11 protein-coding genes are annotated in these 16,903 nt (G+C 62.8%); all 11 read right to left on the reverse strand.

Annotated features, from left to right (window positions below; all coding sequences use genetic code 11):
* Window positions 1-32 precede the first annotated feature (32 nt).
* The 11 genes from ACIGKL_RS21660 to gyrA all read right to left on the reverse strand — a co-directional run bounded on the left by ACIGKL_RS21660 (window position 33) and on the right by gyrA (window position 16,888).
* A complete protein-coding gene (locus ACIGKL_RS21660) occupies window positions 33-1,607 on the reverse strand; it encodes an MBL fold metallo-hydrolase RNA specificity domain-containing protein (RefSeq protein WP_397488492.1) in 1,575 nt (524 codons plus the stop codon).
* A 190-nt stretch (window positions 1,608-1,797) separates the two neighbouring features.
* Window positions 1,798-3,078: a Wzz/FepE/Etk N-terminal domain-containing protein gene (locus ACIGKL_RS21665; protein WP_397488493.1), complete on the reverse strand. Its 1,281-nt coding sequence runs from the start codon at window positions 3,076-3,078 to the stop codon at window positions 1,798-1,800.
* Window positions 3,079-3,566: 488 nt separating this feature from the next.
* On the reverse strand, window positions 3,567-4,853 hold the full coding sequence (locus ACIGKL_RS21670) for a Wzz/FepE/Etk N-terminal domain-containing protein (protein WP_397488494.1): 1,287 nt from the start codon (window positions 4,851-4,853) through the stop codon (window positions 3,567-3,569).
* Window positions 4,854-5,190: 337 nt separating this feature from the next.
* On the reverse strand, window positions 5,191-5,475 hold the full coding sequence (gene ihfB, locus ACIGKL_RS21675; protein ID WP_003243558.1) for an integration host factor subunit beta: 285 nt from the start codon (window positions 5,473-5,475) through the stop codon (window positions 5,191-5,193).
* A 254-nt stretch (window positions 5,476-5,729) separates the two neighbouring features.
* Entirely contained in the window at window positions 5,730-7,412 is a 1,683-nt protein-coding gene (gene rpsA, locus ACIGKL_RS21680) for a 30S ribosomal protein S1 (RefSeq protein ID WP_108232817.1), read from the reverse strand.
* A 292-nt stretch (window positions 7,413-7,704) separates the two neighbouring features.
* Window positions 7,705-8,370, reverse strand: coding sequence for a (d)CMP kinase (gene cmk / locus ACIGKL_RS21685; protein ID WP_397488495.1), 666 nt, complete (start codon window positions 8,368-8,370; stop codon window positions 7,705-7,707).
* Window positions 8,367-10,607, reverse strand: a complete 2,241-nt coding sequence (locus tag ACIGKL_RS21690; RefSeq protein ID WP_397488496.1) for a bifunctional prephenate dehydrogenase/3-phosphoshikimate 1-carboxyvinyltransferase — start codon at window positions 10,605-10,607, stop codon at window positions 8,367-8,369. Before ACIGKL_RS21690 ends, cmk begins: the two co-directional genes overlap by 4 nt.
* Entirely contained in the window at window positions 10,604-11,713 is a 1,110-nt protein-coding gene (hisC, locus tag ACIGKL_RS21695) for a histidinol-phosphate transaminase (RefSeq protein WP_397488497.1), read from the reverse strand. The genes ACIGKL_RS21690 and hisC overlap by 4 nt, the downstream gene beginning before the upstream one ends.
* An 86-nt stretch (window positions 11,714-11,799) precedes the next feature.
* Window positions 11,800-12,906, reverse strand: a complete 1,107-nt coding sequence (gene pheA / locus ACIGKL_RS21700) for a prephenate dehydratase (RefSeq protein WP_397488498.1) — start codon at window positions 12,904-12,906, stop codon at window positions 11,800-11,802.
* Window positions 12,906-13,991, reverse strand: coding sequence for a 3-phosphoserine/phosphohydroxythreonine transaminase (gene serC, locus ACIGKL_RS21705; RefSeq protein ID WP_397488499.1), 1,086 nt, complete (start codon window positions 13,989-13,991; stop codon window positions 12,906-12,908). Before serC ends, pheA begins: the two co-directional genes overlap by 1 nt.
* Window positions 13,992-14,119: 128 nt before the next feature.
* Entirely contained in the window at window positions 14,120-16,888 is a 2,769-nt protein-coding gene (gene gyrA, locus ACIGKL_RS21710) for a DNA gyrase subunit A (protein WP_397488500.1), read from the reverse strand.
* Window positions 16,889-16,903 lie beyond the last annotated feature (15 nt).

Below are 16,903 nucleotides of genomic sequence, written 5' to 3' on the forward strand. Positions count from 1 at the left end.
GTACCGCTACGCCCCGTAACTAGCAGGGACTCTTAGGGTATTACAACCTCCGCGGCGCGACTTTTCTGGTTGTAGCCCTGTCGCAGTGCCTCTGTCAGCGCCTGCTTGGCTACCGACTCCCCGTGCACAATTCTCACCTCTGACGGCCACTCCCGCATCCGCGTAACAAAATTTACTAATCCCTTCTGGTCCGCATGGGCCGAATAGCCGCCTATGGTATGAATTTGAGCTCGAATGTCATAGCGTTGCCCATCCAGATCTGCATAGCCGCCACGCGGGCCATAGATCTGGATGGCCCGGCCCGGGGTGCCTTGGGCCTGGTAGCCGACGAAGAGGACGTTGTGCCGCGGGTCGTGCAGCATGGATTTCAGATAATTGACAATTCGACCGCTGCTGCACATTCCGTTCCCTGCAATGACGATGGCCGGACGAGCGGTTTCCGTCAGGTGGCGGACCATGGCCAGATGCGCCTGGCGGCTGTCAACGGTGAGCAGCTGCGCGAACTCCAGTGGGTTGCGACCCTGTTTCACTCGCTGCAGCGCTTCGTTATCCCAGAAGGGCTTGAGGTCGCGGTAGACCTGGGTGAAACGGCTGGCCAGGGGCGAGTCGAGAATGATCGGGAGTTGGGGCCAGTTGATGTTGGCCTTGCTGTCGCTGCCTGTTTTTTCCCTCACCCCGCTTTCCCTCACCCCTAGCCCCTCGGCTTTGGCATCCTGCGTCGCCCTACCTCCTGCATCCATGCAGTCGTCTCCCGGAGGGAGAGGGGGACTAAGAGCGGCTCTGCTCCCCCGCCCTTTTCCATCGGCATTGAGCTTGCGGTGGATGATGTCTTCCAGTTCGTAGAGCAGTTCCTGGGTGCGGCCGATGCTGAAAGCGGGGATCAGTACCGTGCCGTTATCGGCCAGGGCGTGCTCGATGACGCTTTCCAGGCGCTGGCGACGAGTACGGCGGTCTTCGTGCAGGCGGTCGCCGTAGGTGCTTTCGATCACCAGGATGTCCGCGCGGTACGGCGACTTGGGGGCCGGCAACAGAGGCGCATGTGGCGCACCCAGGTCGCCGGAGAAAACGATGCGTTTCTTCTCACCGGACCGAGGGTAACGTAAATCGATTTCTACATAGGCCGAGCCGAGGATATGCCCGGCGCGCTGCAGGCGAATGCGGCAGATCAGGTTCTCTGTATCGTGCAGGATGAACCAGGTTTTGTAGGGTAAGGCGATGATGCGCTGTTCGATCAGCTTGATATAGCGCTCGACCTGCTTCTGCTCGCGACTGAAGCCGAGCTTGAAGGCATCCTCCAGCACGATGGGCAACAGTTTGGCAGAGGGTTCGCTACAGAGAATCGGCCCCTTGAAGCCGGCAGCCAGCAGGTAGGGGATACGCCCGACGTGATCGATATGCACGTGGGTGGCGACCAGGGCCTTGATCCTGTCCAGGGGAAACTCAATGGCCAGTTGGCCGACGCCGGATTTTCCTTCGGGCGAAGTCTCCGCCCCCTGGAACAGGCCGCAATCGATCAGCAGGCTGTGCTCGGCATCCATCAGCAGTTGGTGGCAAGAGCCGGTCACGCCATCCTTGGCGCCGTGGTGCAGGATGTCGGGGTAATCCATGTACTCAGTCCCTGTTAGTCAGTTAACGATGCCGGCGGCTGAAGCTTTGCCGGCTGCGATCCATTGCTGGTCTTTGTAGACTTGGTGCGCACAGCGCACCCTACTAATGGATCGCCGGAATGCGAGCTGCGGCAAGGAGTGGGCGCCCCTAGCCCCTACAGCCTATGCACCGATTCTCGTGCAGCGTTACCTAGGCCAAAGCATCGGGCTTGCGGCGCAGCATATTGCGCAATAGGGCGATAAACAGGCCTAGCATGCCACCAAGCACCAGGCCTGCTGCCAGAATCAGCGCCTTCTTGGGTTTGATCGGTTTCTGAGGCTCTACGGCGACCTGATCGATCGCTACCAGCTTGAGATCGGCAACCTCGAACTGCAGGTTACGCAGGCGAGCAGCCTCTTCGCGCCAGATGGCCAGATCCTTGAGGAACAGGTCTTCGTTCTCGCGCTGCTTGAGCACTTCGACCTGACGGTTGCTTTCCAACAGTTTGAGTTCTTTGCCGATCTGCGCGATGCGCGGCTCGGTAAAGTCGTCGGAGCGACGCTGCAGCAAGGCGTTACGCTCGGCTTCCAACGCTTCGCTGCCCATGAAATAGAGCGGTATCTGCTGGTTATTGACCTCGGTACGGATCACACTGCCTTGCGCTACACGCTCGCCTTCGCCTAGCGCGGAAGGCGTTGTAGGTTTGCCGATCCCCAGCGCCTTGGCGATGCGGATCGCCTCATCGAGTTGGGTGATGCGGTTGTCGCGGCGGGCCTTGAGCTGCTGGCGCAGGGCCTTGAGTTCATCTTGTAGCTGCGCACGCTTGAGGCTATCGGCCTCAAGCAGCTTGGCGATCCTGGCTTCCTTGCTGGCCTCGTAGCTGGCACGAGCTGCGGCAATCTTCAGCTCGAGTCGATTCAGGCTGTTCTGGATTACTGCCTGCAGATCCGCGACGATCCGCCCGCGCTCCAACTGGATGGCGTGCTCGACCAAGCCGTTGACCAGGGCAACGCCATCGACATCCGCCGGATAGGTCAGCTGGATACCAACATAAGCGCTGAGGTTATCGGTTTTCTTCGGATCGGGCTGAAGCATCTTGAAAGCCTCCCGATTGAAGCTCTCGAAGGTTTGCTCGAGGCTACGATTGGGCTGGCGCAGGGCCTCGAATAAGCCTTGGTTGGCCCGGAAAAACTCCAGGCGACTGTCATAAGACTCCAAAGCGGCTCCAACGCGGCGCATGGCTTGAGCCGGCTCGAGCTCATAAATGCCGGTACCGTTCAGGGCATCGAGATCTTTAATGGCTGCAGGGCGCAGCACACTTTGCACCTGATATTCCGGAGTAGCCAGAAAGGCATAGGTGGCGGCGGCCAAACCAACCAGCAGGGTGACCAGGGCGACCAACCACTTCTGCTCCCAGAGCGAATGAATTAATGCAGCCAGATCAATTTCGTCGCTGGGGGCTTGCTGTACGGCGGGAGAGATTGCATTCACGGCTTAAGATCCATCTTCCAAAAAGTGCGTCGCTCATGCATCGGCGGGGCGGCAGCGATCCTTGAAAGCACGCCGTCGCCCTTTTCTGCCGCGCGCCGCTCACTTTGGAGTGCGACATAGAGGGCTTACGCCCCCACCAGTAAGGACGTGGCGGCATTTTGCCTGCGCCACACAACATTACAAGTCTTGACAACCACCTTGCAGTCAATGACTGACGGACGGGAACTCTGTGACATGCATCATGGTCTTCGCACCTCATTATTGGTGCGCCATCCGGCAAGCAAGCTCAAGCGAACGCCAGCAAGCCGCTCGACATCGGTAGACTCGAGCATGCTGGCCAGCTGTTGCCTGTAAAGAGGCAAACCACTGATGCGATTCCAAGCGCCAGTTACCGCAATATCGGCCGAACAACTTCATCGATAGAGGCCCATCTGCGCCGAAAGCGCCCGGAGCGAGAGCACGGCGCTTACGATTGCAAACCTTTACCGCTAGGGGGCTTCGCGCGTGCGGGGATGCAGCAAGTTACGCAGCAACGCCACCACGACACCCAGCACCAGACCAGCGACAGCGCCAAGACCAATGATCAAAGTCTTCTTCGGCTTGACCGCTGCGAGCGGTTCGAGCGCCAGTTGATCCAGCCGGACCAGCTGCAAGGTACTGGTATCGAACTTGATTCCTCTAAGTTGCGCCGCCTCTTGCCGCCATTCCGCCAGGCCTTTGAGGTAAAGGTCTTCATTCTTGCGCTGTTTGAGGACCTCCACCTGCCGATTGTGGCTCAACAGGGCCAACTCCTTCTCTATCTCGGCTATTCGAGGCTCGCTGAAGTCGTCCGAACGACGCTCGCTCAGCGCCTGCCGCTCGGCCCGCAAGGCTTCGCTCCCCATAAAATAAAGCGGAATTTCGCGACTGTTCACTTCGGTGCGCACCACCTGGCCCTGGCGCTGGGCGTCCGCCATGGCAGAAGGCGTAGTAGGCTTGCCAATACCCAACGACTCGGCTATCTGGATAGCTTCGTCGAGCAATTTAATACGGCTCTCGCGGCGAGCCTTCAACTCACCGCGCAAGGCTTGCAGCTCATCTTGCAGTTCGGCGCGGCGCAAAGTGTCTTGTTCCAGCAGACTGGCTATTTCCGCCTCCTTGCCAGCCTCGTAGCTCGCGCGCGCCGCTTCGATCTTTTTCTCGAGCGAAAGCAGCCGATTGGCAATCAGCACCTCTAAATCACTCGCGATACGCTCGCGCTCCTCCTTCAGCACATCGGCGACCAGCGCGTTGACCACTTCAACTCCGTCGACCCCCTCAGGGTAGGTCAAAGAGATACCTGCAAATGCACTCAGGTTGTTGGTTTTCTTGGGGTCGGGCTGCAGCATACTGAACGCGGTGCGATTGAATTCCTCGAACGCCTGCTCCAGCGAGCGACCGGGCTGGATCAGCCCCGCGAATAGCTCTTGGCGATCACGGAAAAATCTAAGGCGGCTTTCGTAGGAAGAGAGGCTTGAGGCAACGCGCCCCAGAGCCTCCTCCGGGGTCAACTCATAGACACCGGTACCGTTGAGTTCATCGAGACTCCCCCGCTCAACAGGACGAAGGATGCTTTGTACTTGATAGTACGGCGTCGCCAGAAAAGCATATGCCACAGCTGCCAAAACGACCATGCAAGCAACGGATAAAATCAGATTTTTTTGCCGAAACAGAGATTGAAGCAGTTCGACCAGGTCGATCTCATCATCACGGTGGGTCCGCGGAGATTGGTCTTGCATATCGCGGGAAAACTCCATACGAGCAATTCGTCAACGCTCATCCATAAACCTCCACCTGCCCGACTTCAGGATCGGCAGAGCGCGCATCCAAATGTGCTCAGGGAGAATATGGCAGTTTTTCCTTCGAAATGTTCCCCGATTACAGTGATTTACTCCGCACAATCGGGACGGATGGAAAAAACCATAGAAATCAAATGCATCGAACTGCATACCGGCGAAGGGGCCCGTGCAGAGACCCTGGCGCCTCAAGGATCGCCTGAGCCAGGCATCGTCTTACCTACAGATCAGACGCAGCACCAGACACAACGCCAAAGCAGCCTGCCCTCAGGCATCCCACAGCGCCAAGTAGCGATGCTTATTCGTCCTCGTTAACCCGATCGCGCAGCTCTTTGCCTGGCTTGAAATGCGGCACGAACTTGCCGTCCAAGCGGACGGACTGGCCGGTTTTCGGGTTGCGGCCCACGCGCGGGGCGCGGTAGTGGAGGGAGAAACTGCCGAAGCCGCGAATTTCGATGCGGTCGCCAGTGGCCAATGCCTGGGACATTTGTTCCAGCATGGTCTTGATGGCCAGCTCGACATCCTTGGAGGACAGCTGACCTTGATGGGTGACAATTCTTTCGATCAACTCCGACTTGGTCATGGTTTTCCCTTCTTTTTCAAGCGGCTAGATCACTCGATAGAGTGGTTTTAGCATGCTGATCAGCATTTGAACAGCCTAAAAAACAAGGTGTTAGCGACTTCACGAAGCGAATCGCAGGATCATCTTGAACGCGAACGTCGGCTCGCCTGTGCGGCCCGGGCAACAATTCGCCGCGAGGCGCGGCTCCTACAGAATCGTAGGCATGAAAAAGGGCGACCCGAGGGCCGCCCTTTTCTTGATGGAGTTACCCGAACTTAGTTCTGGTTTTCCATCTGCGCACGGATCAGATCACCGATGGTGGTCGGGCCGGTGCTTTCAACGTCTTGCTTGTTACGCAGTTCCTTCATCGCGTCCTTCTCGTCCTCGACGTCTTTCGACTTGATGGACAGGCTGATAACGCGGGACTTGCGGTCGACGCTGATGATCTTGGCTTCGACTTCGTCGCCTTCCTTCAGCACGTTGCGCGCGTCTTCAACGCGGTCACGGCTGATTTCGGAGGCTTTCAGGGTAGCTTCGATCTCGTTGCCCAGGTCGATGATGGCGCCCTTGGCGTCTACTTCTTTCACGACGCCGCGGACGATGGTGCCCTTGTCGTTGATCGAGACGTAGTTGCTGAACGGATCGTCTTCCAGCTGCTTGATGCCCAGGGAGATGCGCTCGCGCTCCGGGTCGACCGACAGGATGACGGTTTCCAGCTCGTCGCCCTTCTTGAAGCGACGCACGGCTTCTTCGCCGGCTTCGTTCCAGGAGATGTCGGACAGGTGAACCAGGCCGTCGATGCCGCCGTCCAGACCAATGAAGATACCGAAATCGGTGATCGACTTGATGGTGCCGGAGATCTTGTCACCCTTGTTGAACTGGCCGGAGAAGTCTTCCCACGGGTTGGTCTTGCACTGCTTGATACCCAGGGAGATACGACGACGCTCTTCGTCGATGTCCAGAACCATGACTTCCACTTCGTCGCCGACGTTGACGACTTTCGACGGGTGGATGTTCTTGTTGGTCCAGTCCATTTCGGAAACGTGTACCAGGCCTTCCACGCCCTCTTCCAGCTCGGCGAAGCAGCCGTAGTCGGTGAGGTTGGTGACGCGAGCCACGACGCGGGTGTTTTCCGGGTAACGCGCCTTGATGGCAACCCACGGATCTTCGCCCAGCTGCTTCAGACCCAGGGAGACGCGGTTGCGCTCGCGGTCGTACTTCAGAACCTTGACGTCGATCTCGTCGCCAACGTTGACGATCTCGGACGGGTGCTTGATGCGCTTCCAAGCCATGTCGGTGATGTGCAGCAGACCATCTACGCCGCCCAGGTCAACGAACGCACCGTAGTCGGTGAGGTTCTTGACGATACCCTTGACTTGCTGGCCTTCCTGCAGGGATTCCAGCAGAGCTTCGCGCTCGGCGCTGTTCTCGGCTTCCAGCACGCTGCGACGGGAAACGACAACGTTGTTGCGCTTCTGGTCCAGCTTGATGACCTTGAATTCCAGCTCTTTGCCTTCCAGGTGAGTGGTATCACGCACCGGACGGACGTCGACCAGGGAACCCGGCAGGAACGCGCGGATGCCGTTGACGTCAACGGTGAAGCCGCCTTTGACCTTACCGTTGATAACGCCCTTGACCACTTCTTCAGCGTTGAACGCAGCTTCCAGAACCAGCCAGGACTCAGCGCGCTTGGCTTTCTCGCGGGACAGCTTGGTTTCACCGAAGCCATCTTCAACCGCGTCCAGCGCAACGTGGACTTCGTCACCGACCTTGATGGTCAGCTCGCCTTGTTCGTTGAAGAACTGGTCGAGCGGGATGACGCCCTCGGACTTCAGACCGGCATGGACGGTGACCCAGTCACCGTCGATGTCGACCACGATGCCGGTGATGATGGCGCCCGGCTGCATGTCGAGGGATTTCAGGCTTTCTTCAAAAAGTTCTGCAAAGCTTTCGCTCATGTTGATTCCTGTTGATCAAGGGCGGGGATTCGCCCAAACCACACTCCAGACAATGTGGGTTCGTTCATGTAAAAAGAGGCCTGCGGGACTAGGACTGGTCTCCCGCATGCCTCCTTGCGAGTCCATCAGCTTATAGCAGCTGCGACTCTTACGAACCTACTCAAAGCTTGCTGCGCGTCGGCCCTGCTGCGTTGAAAACAGGCTCGGAATGCTCATGTGCTACAGCACACTGCGCTTCCTCGCCTATTTTCGCCTTGCATGGCTCTAGCTCGCGAACCTTTGAGCAGGTTCTTTACCCGGCGAGATCGCGATCGGCGACCTCGCGCAGAATGCGCTCTAACACTTGCTCGATGGACAGCTCGGTGGAATCCAGCAGGATTGCGTCGGCAGCCGGCTTGAGCGGCGCCACCGCGCGCTGGGTATCGCGCTCGTCGCGCGCCCGAATCTCGTCGAGAAGACTCGCGAGATTAACATCATCGCCCTTGGCCTTCAACTGCAAGTAGCGGCGACGCGCACGCTCCTCGGCGCTGGCGGTGAGGAACACCTTCAGCGGCGCATCGGGAAACACCACGGTGCCCATGTCGCGGCCATCGGCCACCAGCCCCGGCGCCTCCTGGAAGGCGCGCTGGCGCTGCAGCAGCGCCTCGCGCACCGCCGGCAGCGAGGCGACCATGGACGCGCCGGCGCCGATCTGCTCGTTGCGGATGGCGTCGGTCACCTCCTCGCCTTCGAGGACGATGCGTTTGCCGGTGAACTGCACGTCAAGGTGGGCGGCCAGTTGCTTGAGCGCCTCCTCGTTGGTCAGGTCGATGCCGTGATTGCCGGCGGCGAAGGCCAGCAGGCGATACAGCGCGCCGGAGTCGAGCAGGTTCCAGCCCAGCTGCTTGGCCAGCAGCGCGCAGAGGGTGCCCTTACCCGACCCGCTCGGCCCGTCGACTGTGATCACCGGGGCGCTCATGCCTTGCCCTCTTCGGCCACCTGGATGCCGACTTCGGCCGCCAGGGCGAGGAAGTTGGGGAAGGAGGTGGCGACGTTGGCACAGTCGTGAATGCGGATCGGCGCGCTGGCGCGCAGCGAGGCGACGCTGAAGGACATGGCGATACGGTGGTCGCCGTGCGCCCAGACTTCGCCGCCGCCGATGGCGCCGCCTTCGATGACGATGCCGTCCGGGGTCGGCTCGGCCTTCACGCCCAGGGCGACCAGGCCGTCGGCCATCACCTGAATGCGGTCGGACTCCTTCACCCGCAGCTCCTCGGCGCCACGCAGCACGGTGCGGCCTTCTGCGCAGGCCGCGGCGACGAACAGTACCGGGAATTCGTCGATGGCCAGCGGCACCAGGTCTTCGGGAATATCGATGCCCTTGAGCTTGGCCGCACGCACGCGGATGTCGGCCACCGGCTCGCCGCCCACCTCGCGCTGGTTCTCCAGGCTGATATCGCCGCCCATCAGCTTGAGGATGTCGATCACCCCGGTGCGGGTCGGGTTGATGCCGACGTGCTCCAGCACCAGCTCGGAGCCTTCGGCAATGCTCGCCGCCACCAGGAAGAAGGCCGCCGAGGAAATATCGGCCGGCACTTCGATACGGGTAGCACTGAGCTTGTGCCCGGACTCGACAGTGGCGGTGCTGCCCTCCACGCTGACCGGGTAGCCGAAGCCACGCAGCATGCGCTCGGTGTGGTCGCGGGTCGGCGCCGGCTCGGTCACCGAGGTCTTGCCGGCGGCGTACAGGCCGGCCAGCAGCAGGCAGGATTTGACCTGGGCGCTGGCCATCGGCATCTCGTAGTCCATGCCGGTCAGGCGCTGACCGCCCTTGATGGTCAGCGGCGGACGCCCTTCCGGGCCGGTCTCGATCACCGCGCCCATCTCGCGCAGCGGCTTGGCCACGCGGTTCATCGGGCGCTTGGACAGCGAGGCGTCGCCGGTCAGGGTGGTGTCGAACGGCTGCGCGGCGAGCAGGCCGGAGAGCAGACGCATGGAGGTGCCGGAGTTGCCCATGTACAGCGGGCCGGCCGGTGCCTTCAGGCCACCCAGACCGACACCATGAATGGTCACGCGACCGTGGTGCGGGCCTTCGATCACCACGCCCATGTCGCGGAAGGCCTGCAGGGTGGCCAGGGCGTCTTCGCCTTCGAGGAAGCCTTCGACCTCGGTGGTGCCTTCGGCCAGCGAGCCGAGCATGATCGAGCGGTGCGAGATGGACTTGTCGCCGGGTACGCGGATACGTCCAGCCAGCGAGCTACCAGGTTTTGCCAGGAAAATCAGATCGGTCGAGTGCATAGCGTCCACATAGGCCCTGCGGGCCAGAATTTTGCTGAAATGTTCGCGGGCCACGCGGGCGCGGGTGAACACGCCCAGCAGTTGATGCCCATCCCCGGCGTCGACCGCGTCGCGCAGGGCGTCGAGGTCGTCGCGAAAGGTGTCCAGGGTGCGCAGCACGGCCTCGCGGTTGGCGAGGAAGATATCGTGCCACATCACCGGATCGCTGCCGGCGATCCGCGTGAAGTCGCGAAAGCCGCCGGCGGCGTAACGGAAAATCTCCAGGTTCTCGCTGCGCTTGGCCAGCGAGTCGACCAGGGTGAAGGCCAGCAGGTGCGGCAGGTGGCTGGTGGCGGCGAGCACCTGGTCATGGTGCTCCACCTCCATCGACTCGACATCCGCACCCAGCTCGCGCCACAGGCCTTCCACCAGCGCCAGGGCCGCTTCGTCGCTGTGCTCGCAAGGCGTCAGGATGACCTTGTGGCGGCGGAACAGCGTCGCCTTGGCCGCCTCCACCCCGCTCTGCTCGGAACCGGCGATGGGGTGACCCGGCACCAGCCGCACCTTCCTGCCGGCGAAGGCCAGACGCGCGGCGCGCAGCACATTGCCCTTGGCGCTGCCGACGTCGGTCAGCACCGCATCGCCAAGATCGAGCTTGGCCAGCTCGGCCAGCAGCTTCTCCATGGCCAGGATAGGCACCGCCAGCTGGATGACATCGGCACCCTGACAGGCGGCGGCCAGATCGGTCTCGCAGCGATCGACCACACCCAGCTGCACCGCCAGGCGCCGCGACTCGGCATCCAGATCGACGCCCACCACCTCGCGGCACAGGCCGCGCTCGCGCAGGCCCTTGGCGAAGGAGCCGCCAATCAGGCCGAGGCCGACCACCACCAGGCGGCCGATCTTAGGGGCGCTCGATTGCACTGCGGTGACAGTCACGCCGACAACACCTTGGCCAGGGCCTCGAGGAAGCGCGCGTTCTCCTGCGGCAGGCCGATGGATACGCGCAGGAAGTGGGGCATGCGGTAGCCGGCCATCGGCCTTACGATCACGCCCTCGCGCAGCAGCGCCTGGTTGATCGCCGCGGTGTCGCGACCGAAGTCGACGGCGATAAAGTTGCCCTTCGAGGCAATCCAGCTCAGACCCAGCGCGCGCAGGCCGTCCTGCAGTTGCTGCATGCCGGCGTCGTTGAGGCGACGGCTCTCGGCCAGGTAGTCGGCGTCACTCAACGCAGCGCAGGCGGCGGCCAGGGCCAGGCTGTTGACGTTGAACGGCTGGCGCACGCGGTTGAGCACATCGGCGATGGCCGGCGAGCTGATCGCATAACCCACGCGCAACGCCGCCAGGCCATAGGCCTTGGAGAAGGTGCGCGAAACCAGCAAATTCGGGTAGCGGGCCAGGTAATCGAGGCCATCCGGCAGCTCATCGCCTTCGGCGTATTCGATATAGGCCTCGTCCAGCACCACCAGCACCGACTCCGGCACCTTGGCCAGGAAGGCCTCCAGCGCCGCCGGGCCGAACCAGGTGCCGGTCGGGTTGTTGGGGTTGGCGATGAACACCACGCGGGTATTGGCGTCGATGGCCGCGAGCATGGCGTCCAGGTCGTGGCCGTAGTCCCTGGCCGGCACCACCTTGCCCTGCGCGCCGACCGCCTGGGTGGCGATGGGGTAGACGGCGAAGGCGTAGTCGCTGAACACCGCGTTAAGCCCCGGCGCCAGGTAGGCGCGGGCGACCAGCTCGAGGATGTCGTTGGAGCCGTTGCCCAGGGTGACCTGCGCCGCGTCCACGCCGTAGCGGGCGGCCAGCGCGGTCTTGAGGGTGAAACCATTGCCATCGGGGTAACGGGTCAGCTCGTCCAGTTCGGCACGGATCGCCGCCAGCACCTTGGCGCTGGGGCCGAGCGGGTTCTCGTTGCTGGCCAGCTTGACGATACCGGCCGGATCCAGACCCAGCTCGCGAGCCAGCTCGTCGACCGGCTTGCCCGGCACATAGGGGGACAGCTTCTGCACGCCCGGCTGGGCCAGGGCTAGGAAATCACAAGTCATAGCTACAAGCCTCAAGCTGCAAGCCACAAGTCAGAAGCTGCGCGTCGATCGCCTGCAGCTTGTGGCTTGCAGCTTGCGGCTGCTGTTTAGAGTACCGCCTTCGGATAGGAACCCAGCACCTTGAGCGCCACGGCCTCCTGGCCGATCTTCTCCAGCACGTCCTTGATCAGCGGGTCGCGGTGGTGGCCGACGAAGTCGATGAAGAACACGTAGGTCCACTTGCCGCTGCGCGACGGCCGGGTCTCGATGCGGGTCAGGTCGATGCCGTTGTTGTGGAACGGCACCAGCAACTCGTGCAGCGCGCCCGGCTTGTTGCGCATGGAGACGATGATCGAGGTCTTGTCGTCGCCGGTCGGCGGCACTTCCTGGCTACCGATGATGAGAAAGCGCGTGGAGTTGTCCGGGCGGTCCTCGATCTTCTCGGCCAGTTTGGTCAGGCCATAGAGGTTGGCCGCCATATCGCCAGCAATCGCAGCAGAATTCCACTCGCTCTTGACCCGTTTGGCGGCGTCGGCGTTGCTGGAGACCGCCACGCGCTCGACGTTCGGGTAGTGCGCATCCAGCCACTTGCGGCACTGTGCCAGGGACTGGGCGTGGGAATAGATACGGGTGATCTTGTCGGTCTTGGTGGTTTCACCGACCAGCAGGTGATGGTGGATGCGCAGCTCGACTTCGCCGCAGATCACCATGTCGTGCTCGAGGAAGCTGTCGAGGGTGTGGTTGATCGCACCCTCGGTGGAGTTCTCCACCGGCACCACGCCGAAGTTCACCGCGCCGGCGGCCACTTCGCGGAACACCTCGTCGATGGCCGCCATCGGCACGCTGATCACCGCGTGACCGAAGTGCTTCATCGCCGCGGCCTGGCTGAAGGTGCCTTCGGGACCGAGATAGGCGACTTTCAGCGGGTTCTCCAGGGCCAGGCAGGAGGACATGATCTCGCGGAACAGCCGCGCCATTTCCTCGTTACCCAGCGGGCCCTGGTTGCGCTCCATGATGCGCTTGAGCACCTGGGCCTCGCGCTCGGGGCGGTAGAACACCGGCGACTCGCCTTCCTTGAGCTCCTTCATCTTCACCCGCGCCACTTCTTCGGCGCAGCGCGCTCGGTCGCTGATCAGCTCGAGGATGCGTTCGTCGAGGTTGTCGATGCGCAGGCGCAGGGCCTGCAGCTCTTGTTCCGAGATTACATCCGTCATTAGCCATGCTCCTTCTCGAACTCGGCCATGTAGGCCACCAGCGCCTCGACCGCATCCATGCCGACCGCGTTGTAGATGGAGGCACGCATGCCGCCTACCGAGCGGTGGCCCTTGAGATTGAGCAGGCCGCGCGCGTCGGCGCCGGCGAGAAAGACCTTGTCCAGCTTCTCGTCGGCCAGGCGGAACGGCACGTTCATCCAGGAACGGGCGTTGTGGGCGATGGGGTTGCTGTAGAAATCGCTGCCGTCGATGGCCTTGTACAGCAGGTCCTTCTTGGCGCGGTTGATGCGCTCCATGGCCTCGACGCCGCCCTGCTCCTTGAGCCACTGGAACACCAGGCCGGACAGGTACCAGGAATAGGTGGCCGGGGTGTTGTACATCGAGCCGTTGTCGGCCGAAACCTTGTAGTCGAGCATGGTCGGGCAGCTGGAGCGGGCGCGGCCGAGCAGGTCCTCGCGCACTATCACCACCACCAGGCCGCTGGGGCCGATGTTCTTCTGCGCGCCGGCGTAGATCAGACCGAACTGCGAGACGTCGAGCGGGCGCGAGAGGATGTCCGAGGACATGTCCGCCACCAGCGGGGTGTCGCCGGTCTGCGGCACCCAGTCGAACTGCAGGCCGCCGATGGTCTCGTTGCTGCAGTAGTGCAGGTAGGCCGCGCCCTTGGACAGCTGCCAGTCGTTCTGCCCGGGGATGGCGAAGTAGTCGTGCGCCTTGGCGCTGGCGGCGACGTTGATGCGCCCGTAGCGTTTGGCTTCCTCGATGGCCTTCTTCGACCAGATGCCGGTCTCGACGTAATCGGCCACGCCGTCTTCCGGCAGCAGGTTGAGCGGAATCTCGGCGAACTGCTGGCTGGCGCCGCCCTGGAGGAACAGCACCTTGTAGTCGTTGGGCACGGCGAGCAGGTCGCGCAGGTCCTGTTCGGCCTGGCTGGCGATGGCCACGTACTCGTCGCTGCGGTGGCTCATCTCCATCACCGACAGGCCCTTGCCCTGCCAGTCGAGCATCTCGGCCTGGGCGCGTTGCAGTACGGCGGTCGGCAGCGCGGCCGGGCCGGCGCAGAAGTTAAAAGCTCGCTTGCTCACGTCTGTCTCTCTCAGATTCACAGAACGCCACCACCAGGCGATGGCATGTCCAAACTGTCATGTCGTGCTTGTGGGAGGCGCTTTAGCGGCGACACTCGCGGCTAAAGCCCCTCCCACGGAGCCCGACTTCACTCCTCGCTGCCGTCCTCGGCGTCGGCGACCGGCGCCTCGGCGGATTCAGCGACTTCGGCGCCCTCTTCGCCTTCGACCAGCTCCTCGTCCTCGACCACGGTCGGTTCCTGCACCCGCTCCAGGCCGACCAGGGTCTCGTCCTTGGCCAGCTTGATCAGGGTCACGCCCTGGGTGTTGCGGCCGGAGCTGGAGACCTCGTCGACGCGGGTACGCACCAGGGTGCCCTGGTCGGAGATCAGCATGATTTCCTCGCCGTCCTGCACCTGGATGGCGCCGACCAGTTTGCCGTTACGCTCGTTGCTGACCATGGCGATCACGCCCTGGCCGCCGCGACCGCGACGGGGGAAGTCGCCCAGGTGGGTACGCTTGCCGTAGCCGCGCTCGGAGGCGGTGAGGATCTGCGCGCCGGCCTCAGGGATCAGCATGGAGATCAGGCGCTGGCCTTCCGGCAGGCGCATGCCGCGCACGCCACGGGAGATACGGCCCATGATGCGCACGTGTTTTTCCTGGAAGCGGATGACCTTGCCGCCGTCGGAGAACAGCATGACTTCCTTGGCGCCGTCGGTGATGGCCGCGGCGATCAGGGTGTCGCCCTCCTCCAGCTTCAGCGCGATCAGGCCGGCGCTGCGCGGACGGCTGAACTGCACCAGCGGGGTCTTCTTCACGGTACCGAAGGCGGTGGCCATAAAGATGTAGGCGCCGGTCGGCTCGTCGTTGGCCAGTTCGGTCTCGCCGTCTTCGGCCGGCTCGGCGGCAGGCGCTTCGGCCTCGACCACTTCGCCTTCGATCAGCACGCCTTCGTCGTCCAGGTCTTCGTCGGCGCCGGCGCTCTGCTGCAGGGCTTCCAGGTCGATCTGCAGCATCGCGGTGATGCGCTCGCCTTCGTCCAGCGGCAACAGGTTGACCAGCGGACGACCGCGCGCGGTGCGCGACGCCTCGGGAATCTCGAAGGTGCGCAGCCAGTAGACCTTGCCCTTGCTGGAGAACAGCAGCAGGGTGGCGTGGCTGTTGGCGACCAGCAGGTGTTCGACGTAGTCCTCGTCCTTCACCCCGGTGGCCGACTTGCCCTTGCCGCCGCGGCGCTGCGCCTCGTAGGCGGCCAGCGGCTGGCTCTTGGCGTAGCCGCCGTGGGAGATGGTGACCACGCGCTCTTCCTCGGTGATCAGGTCGGCGATGGTCAGGTCCATGCGCGAGGCGACGATCTCGGTACGGCGGGCGTCGCCGAACTCGGCCTTGACCTTCTCCAGCTCCTCGCGGATCACTTCCATCAGGCGCTCGGGGCTGGTCAGGATGTGGATCAGCTCGCCGATCAGGGCGAGGATTTCCTGGTACTCGGCCAGCAGCTTCTCGTGTTCCAGACCGGTCAGGCGGTGCAGGCGCAGCTCGAGGATGGCCTGGGCCTGCTCCGGCGACAGGTAGTACTTGCCGTCGCGCAGGCCGTATTGCGCATCCAGGCCTTCCGGGCGGCAGGAGTCGGCGCCGGCGCGCTCGACCATGGCCTCCACCGCGGACGATTCCCAGGCGGTGGCGATCAGGCGTTCCTTGGCCTCGGCCGGGGTCGGCGAGGCCTTGATCAGCTCGATCACCGGGTCGATGTTGGACAGGGCGACCGCCTGACCTTCGAGGATATGACCGCGCTCGCGCGCCTTGCGCAGCTCGTAGACGGTACGCCGGGTCACCACTTCGCGGCGATGACGGACGAACACCTCGAGCATGTCCTTGAGGTTCAGCGTCTTCGGCTGGCCGTCGACCAGGGCCACGACGTTGATGCCGAACACGCTCTGCATCTGGGTCTGGGCGTACAGGTTGTTCAGCACCACGTCCGGCACTTCGCCACGACGCAGCTCGATCACCACGCGCATGCCGTCCTTGTCGGACTCGTCGCGCAGCTCGGTGATGCCTTCGATCTTCTTCTCTTTGACCAGCTCGGCGATCTTCTCGATCAGCCGCGCCTTGTTCAGCTGGTACGGCAGCTCGGTGATGACCAGCTGCTGGCGACCGCCGACCTTGTCGATGTCCTCGACCTCGACGCGGGCACGGATATAGATGCGCCCGCGGCCGGTGCGATAGGCCTCGATGATACCGGCGCGGCCATTGATGATGCCGGCGGTGGGAAAGTCGGGACCGGGGATGTACTGCATCAGGTCGTCGACGGTCAGCTCGGCGTTGTCGATCAGCGCCAGGCAGCCGTCGATCACTTCGCCGAGGTTGTGCGGCGGGATGTTGGTGGCCATGCCCACGGCGATACCGCTCGAGCCATTGACCAGCAGGTTCGGCACCTTGGTCGGCATCACCGCCGGAATCTGTTCGGTGCCGTCGTAGTTGGGCACCCAGTCGACGGTTTCCTTGTCCAGGTCGGCCAGCAGCTCGTGCGCCAGCTTGGCCATGCGCACCTCGGTGTAACGCATGGCCGCGGCGTTGTCGCCGTCCACCGAACCGAAGTTGCCCTGGCCGTCCACCAGCATGTAGCGCAGGGAGAAGTCCTGGGCCATGCGCACGATGGTGTCGTACACGGCGGTGTCGCCGTGCGGGTGGTACTTACCGATCACGTCACCGACCACACGGGCGGACTTCTTGTACGGCTTGTTCCAGTCGTTGCCCAGCTCGCTCATGGCGAACAGCACGCGACGATGCACCGGCTTCAAGCCGTCGCGCGCGTCCGGCAGCGCACGCCCGACGATCACGCTCATCGCGTAGTCGAGGTAGGACTGTTTCAGCTCGTCTTCGATATTGACCGGGAGAATTTCTTTGGCCAGTTCGCCCATGAGAAGCCTGGTTCC

This window comes from Pseudomonas sp. NPDC077186 (assembly GCF_044543505.1).
Lineage (GTDB): Bacteria > Pseudomonadota > Gammaproteobacteria > Pseudomonadales > Pseudomonadaceae > Aquipseudomonas.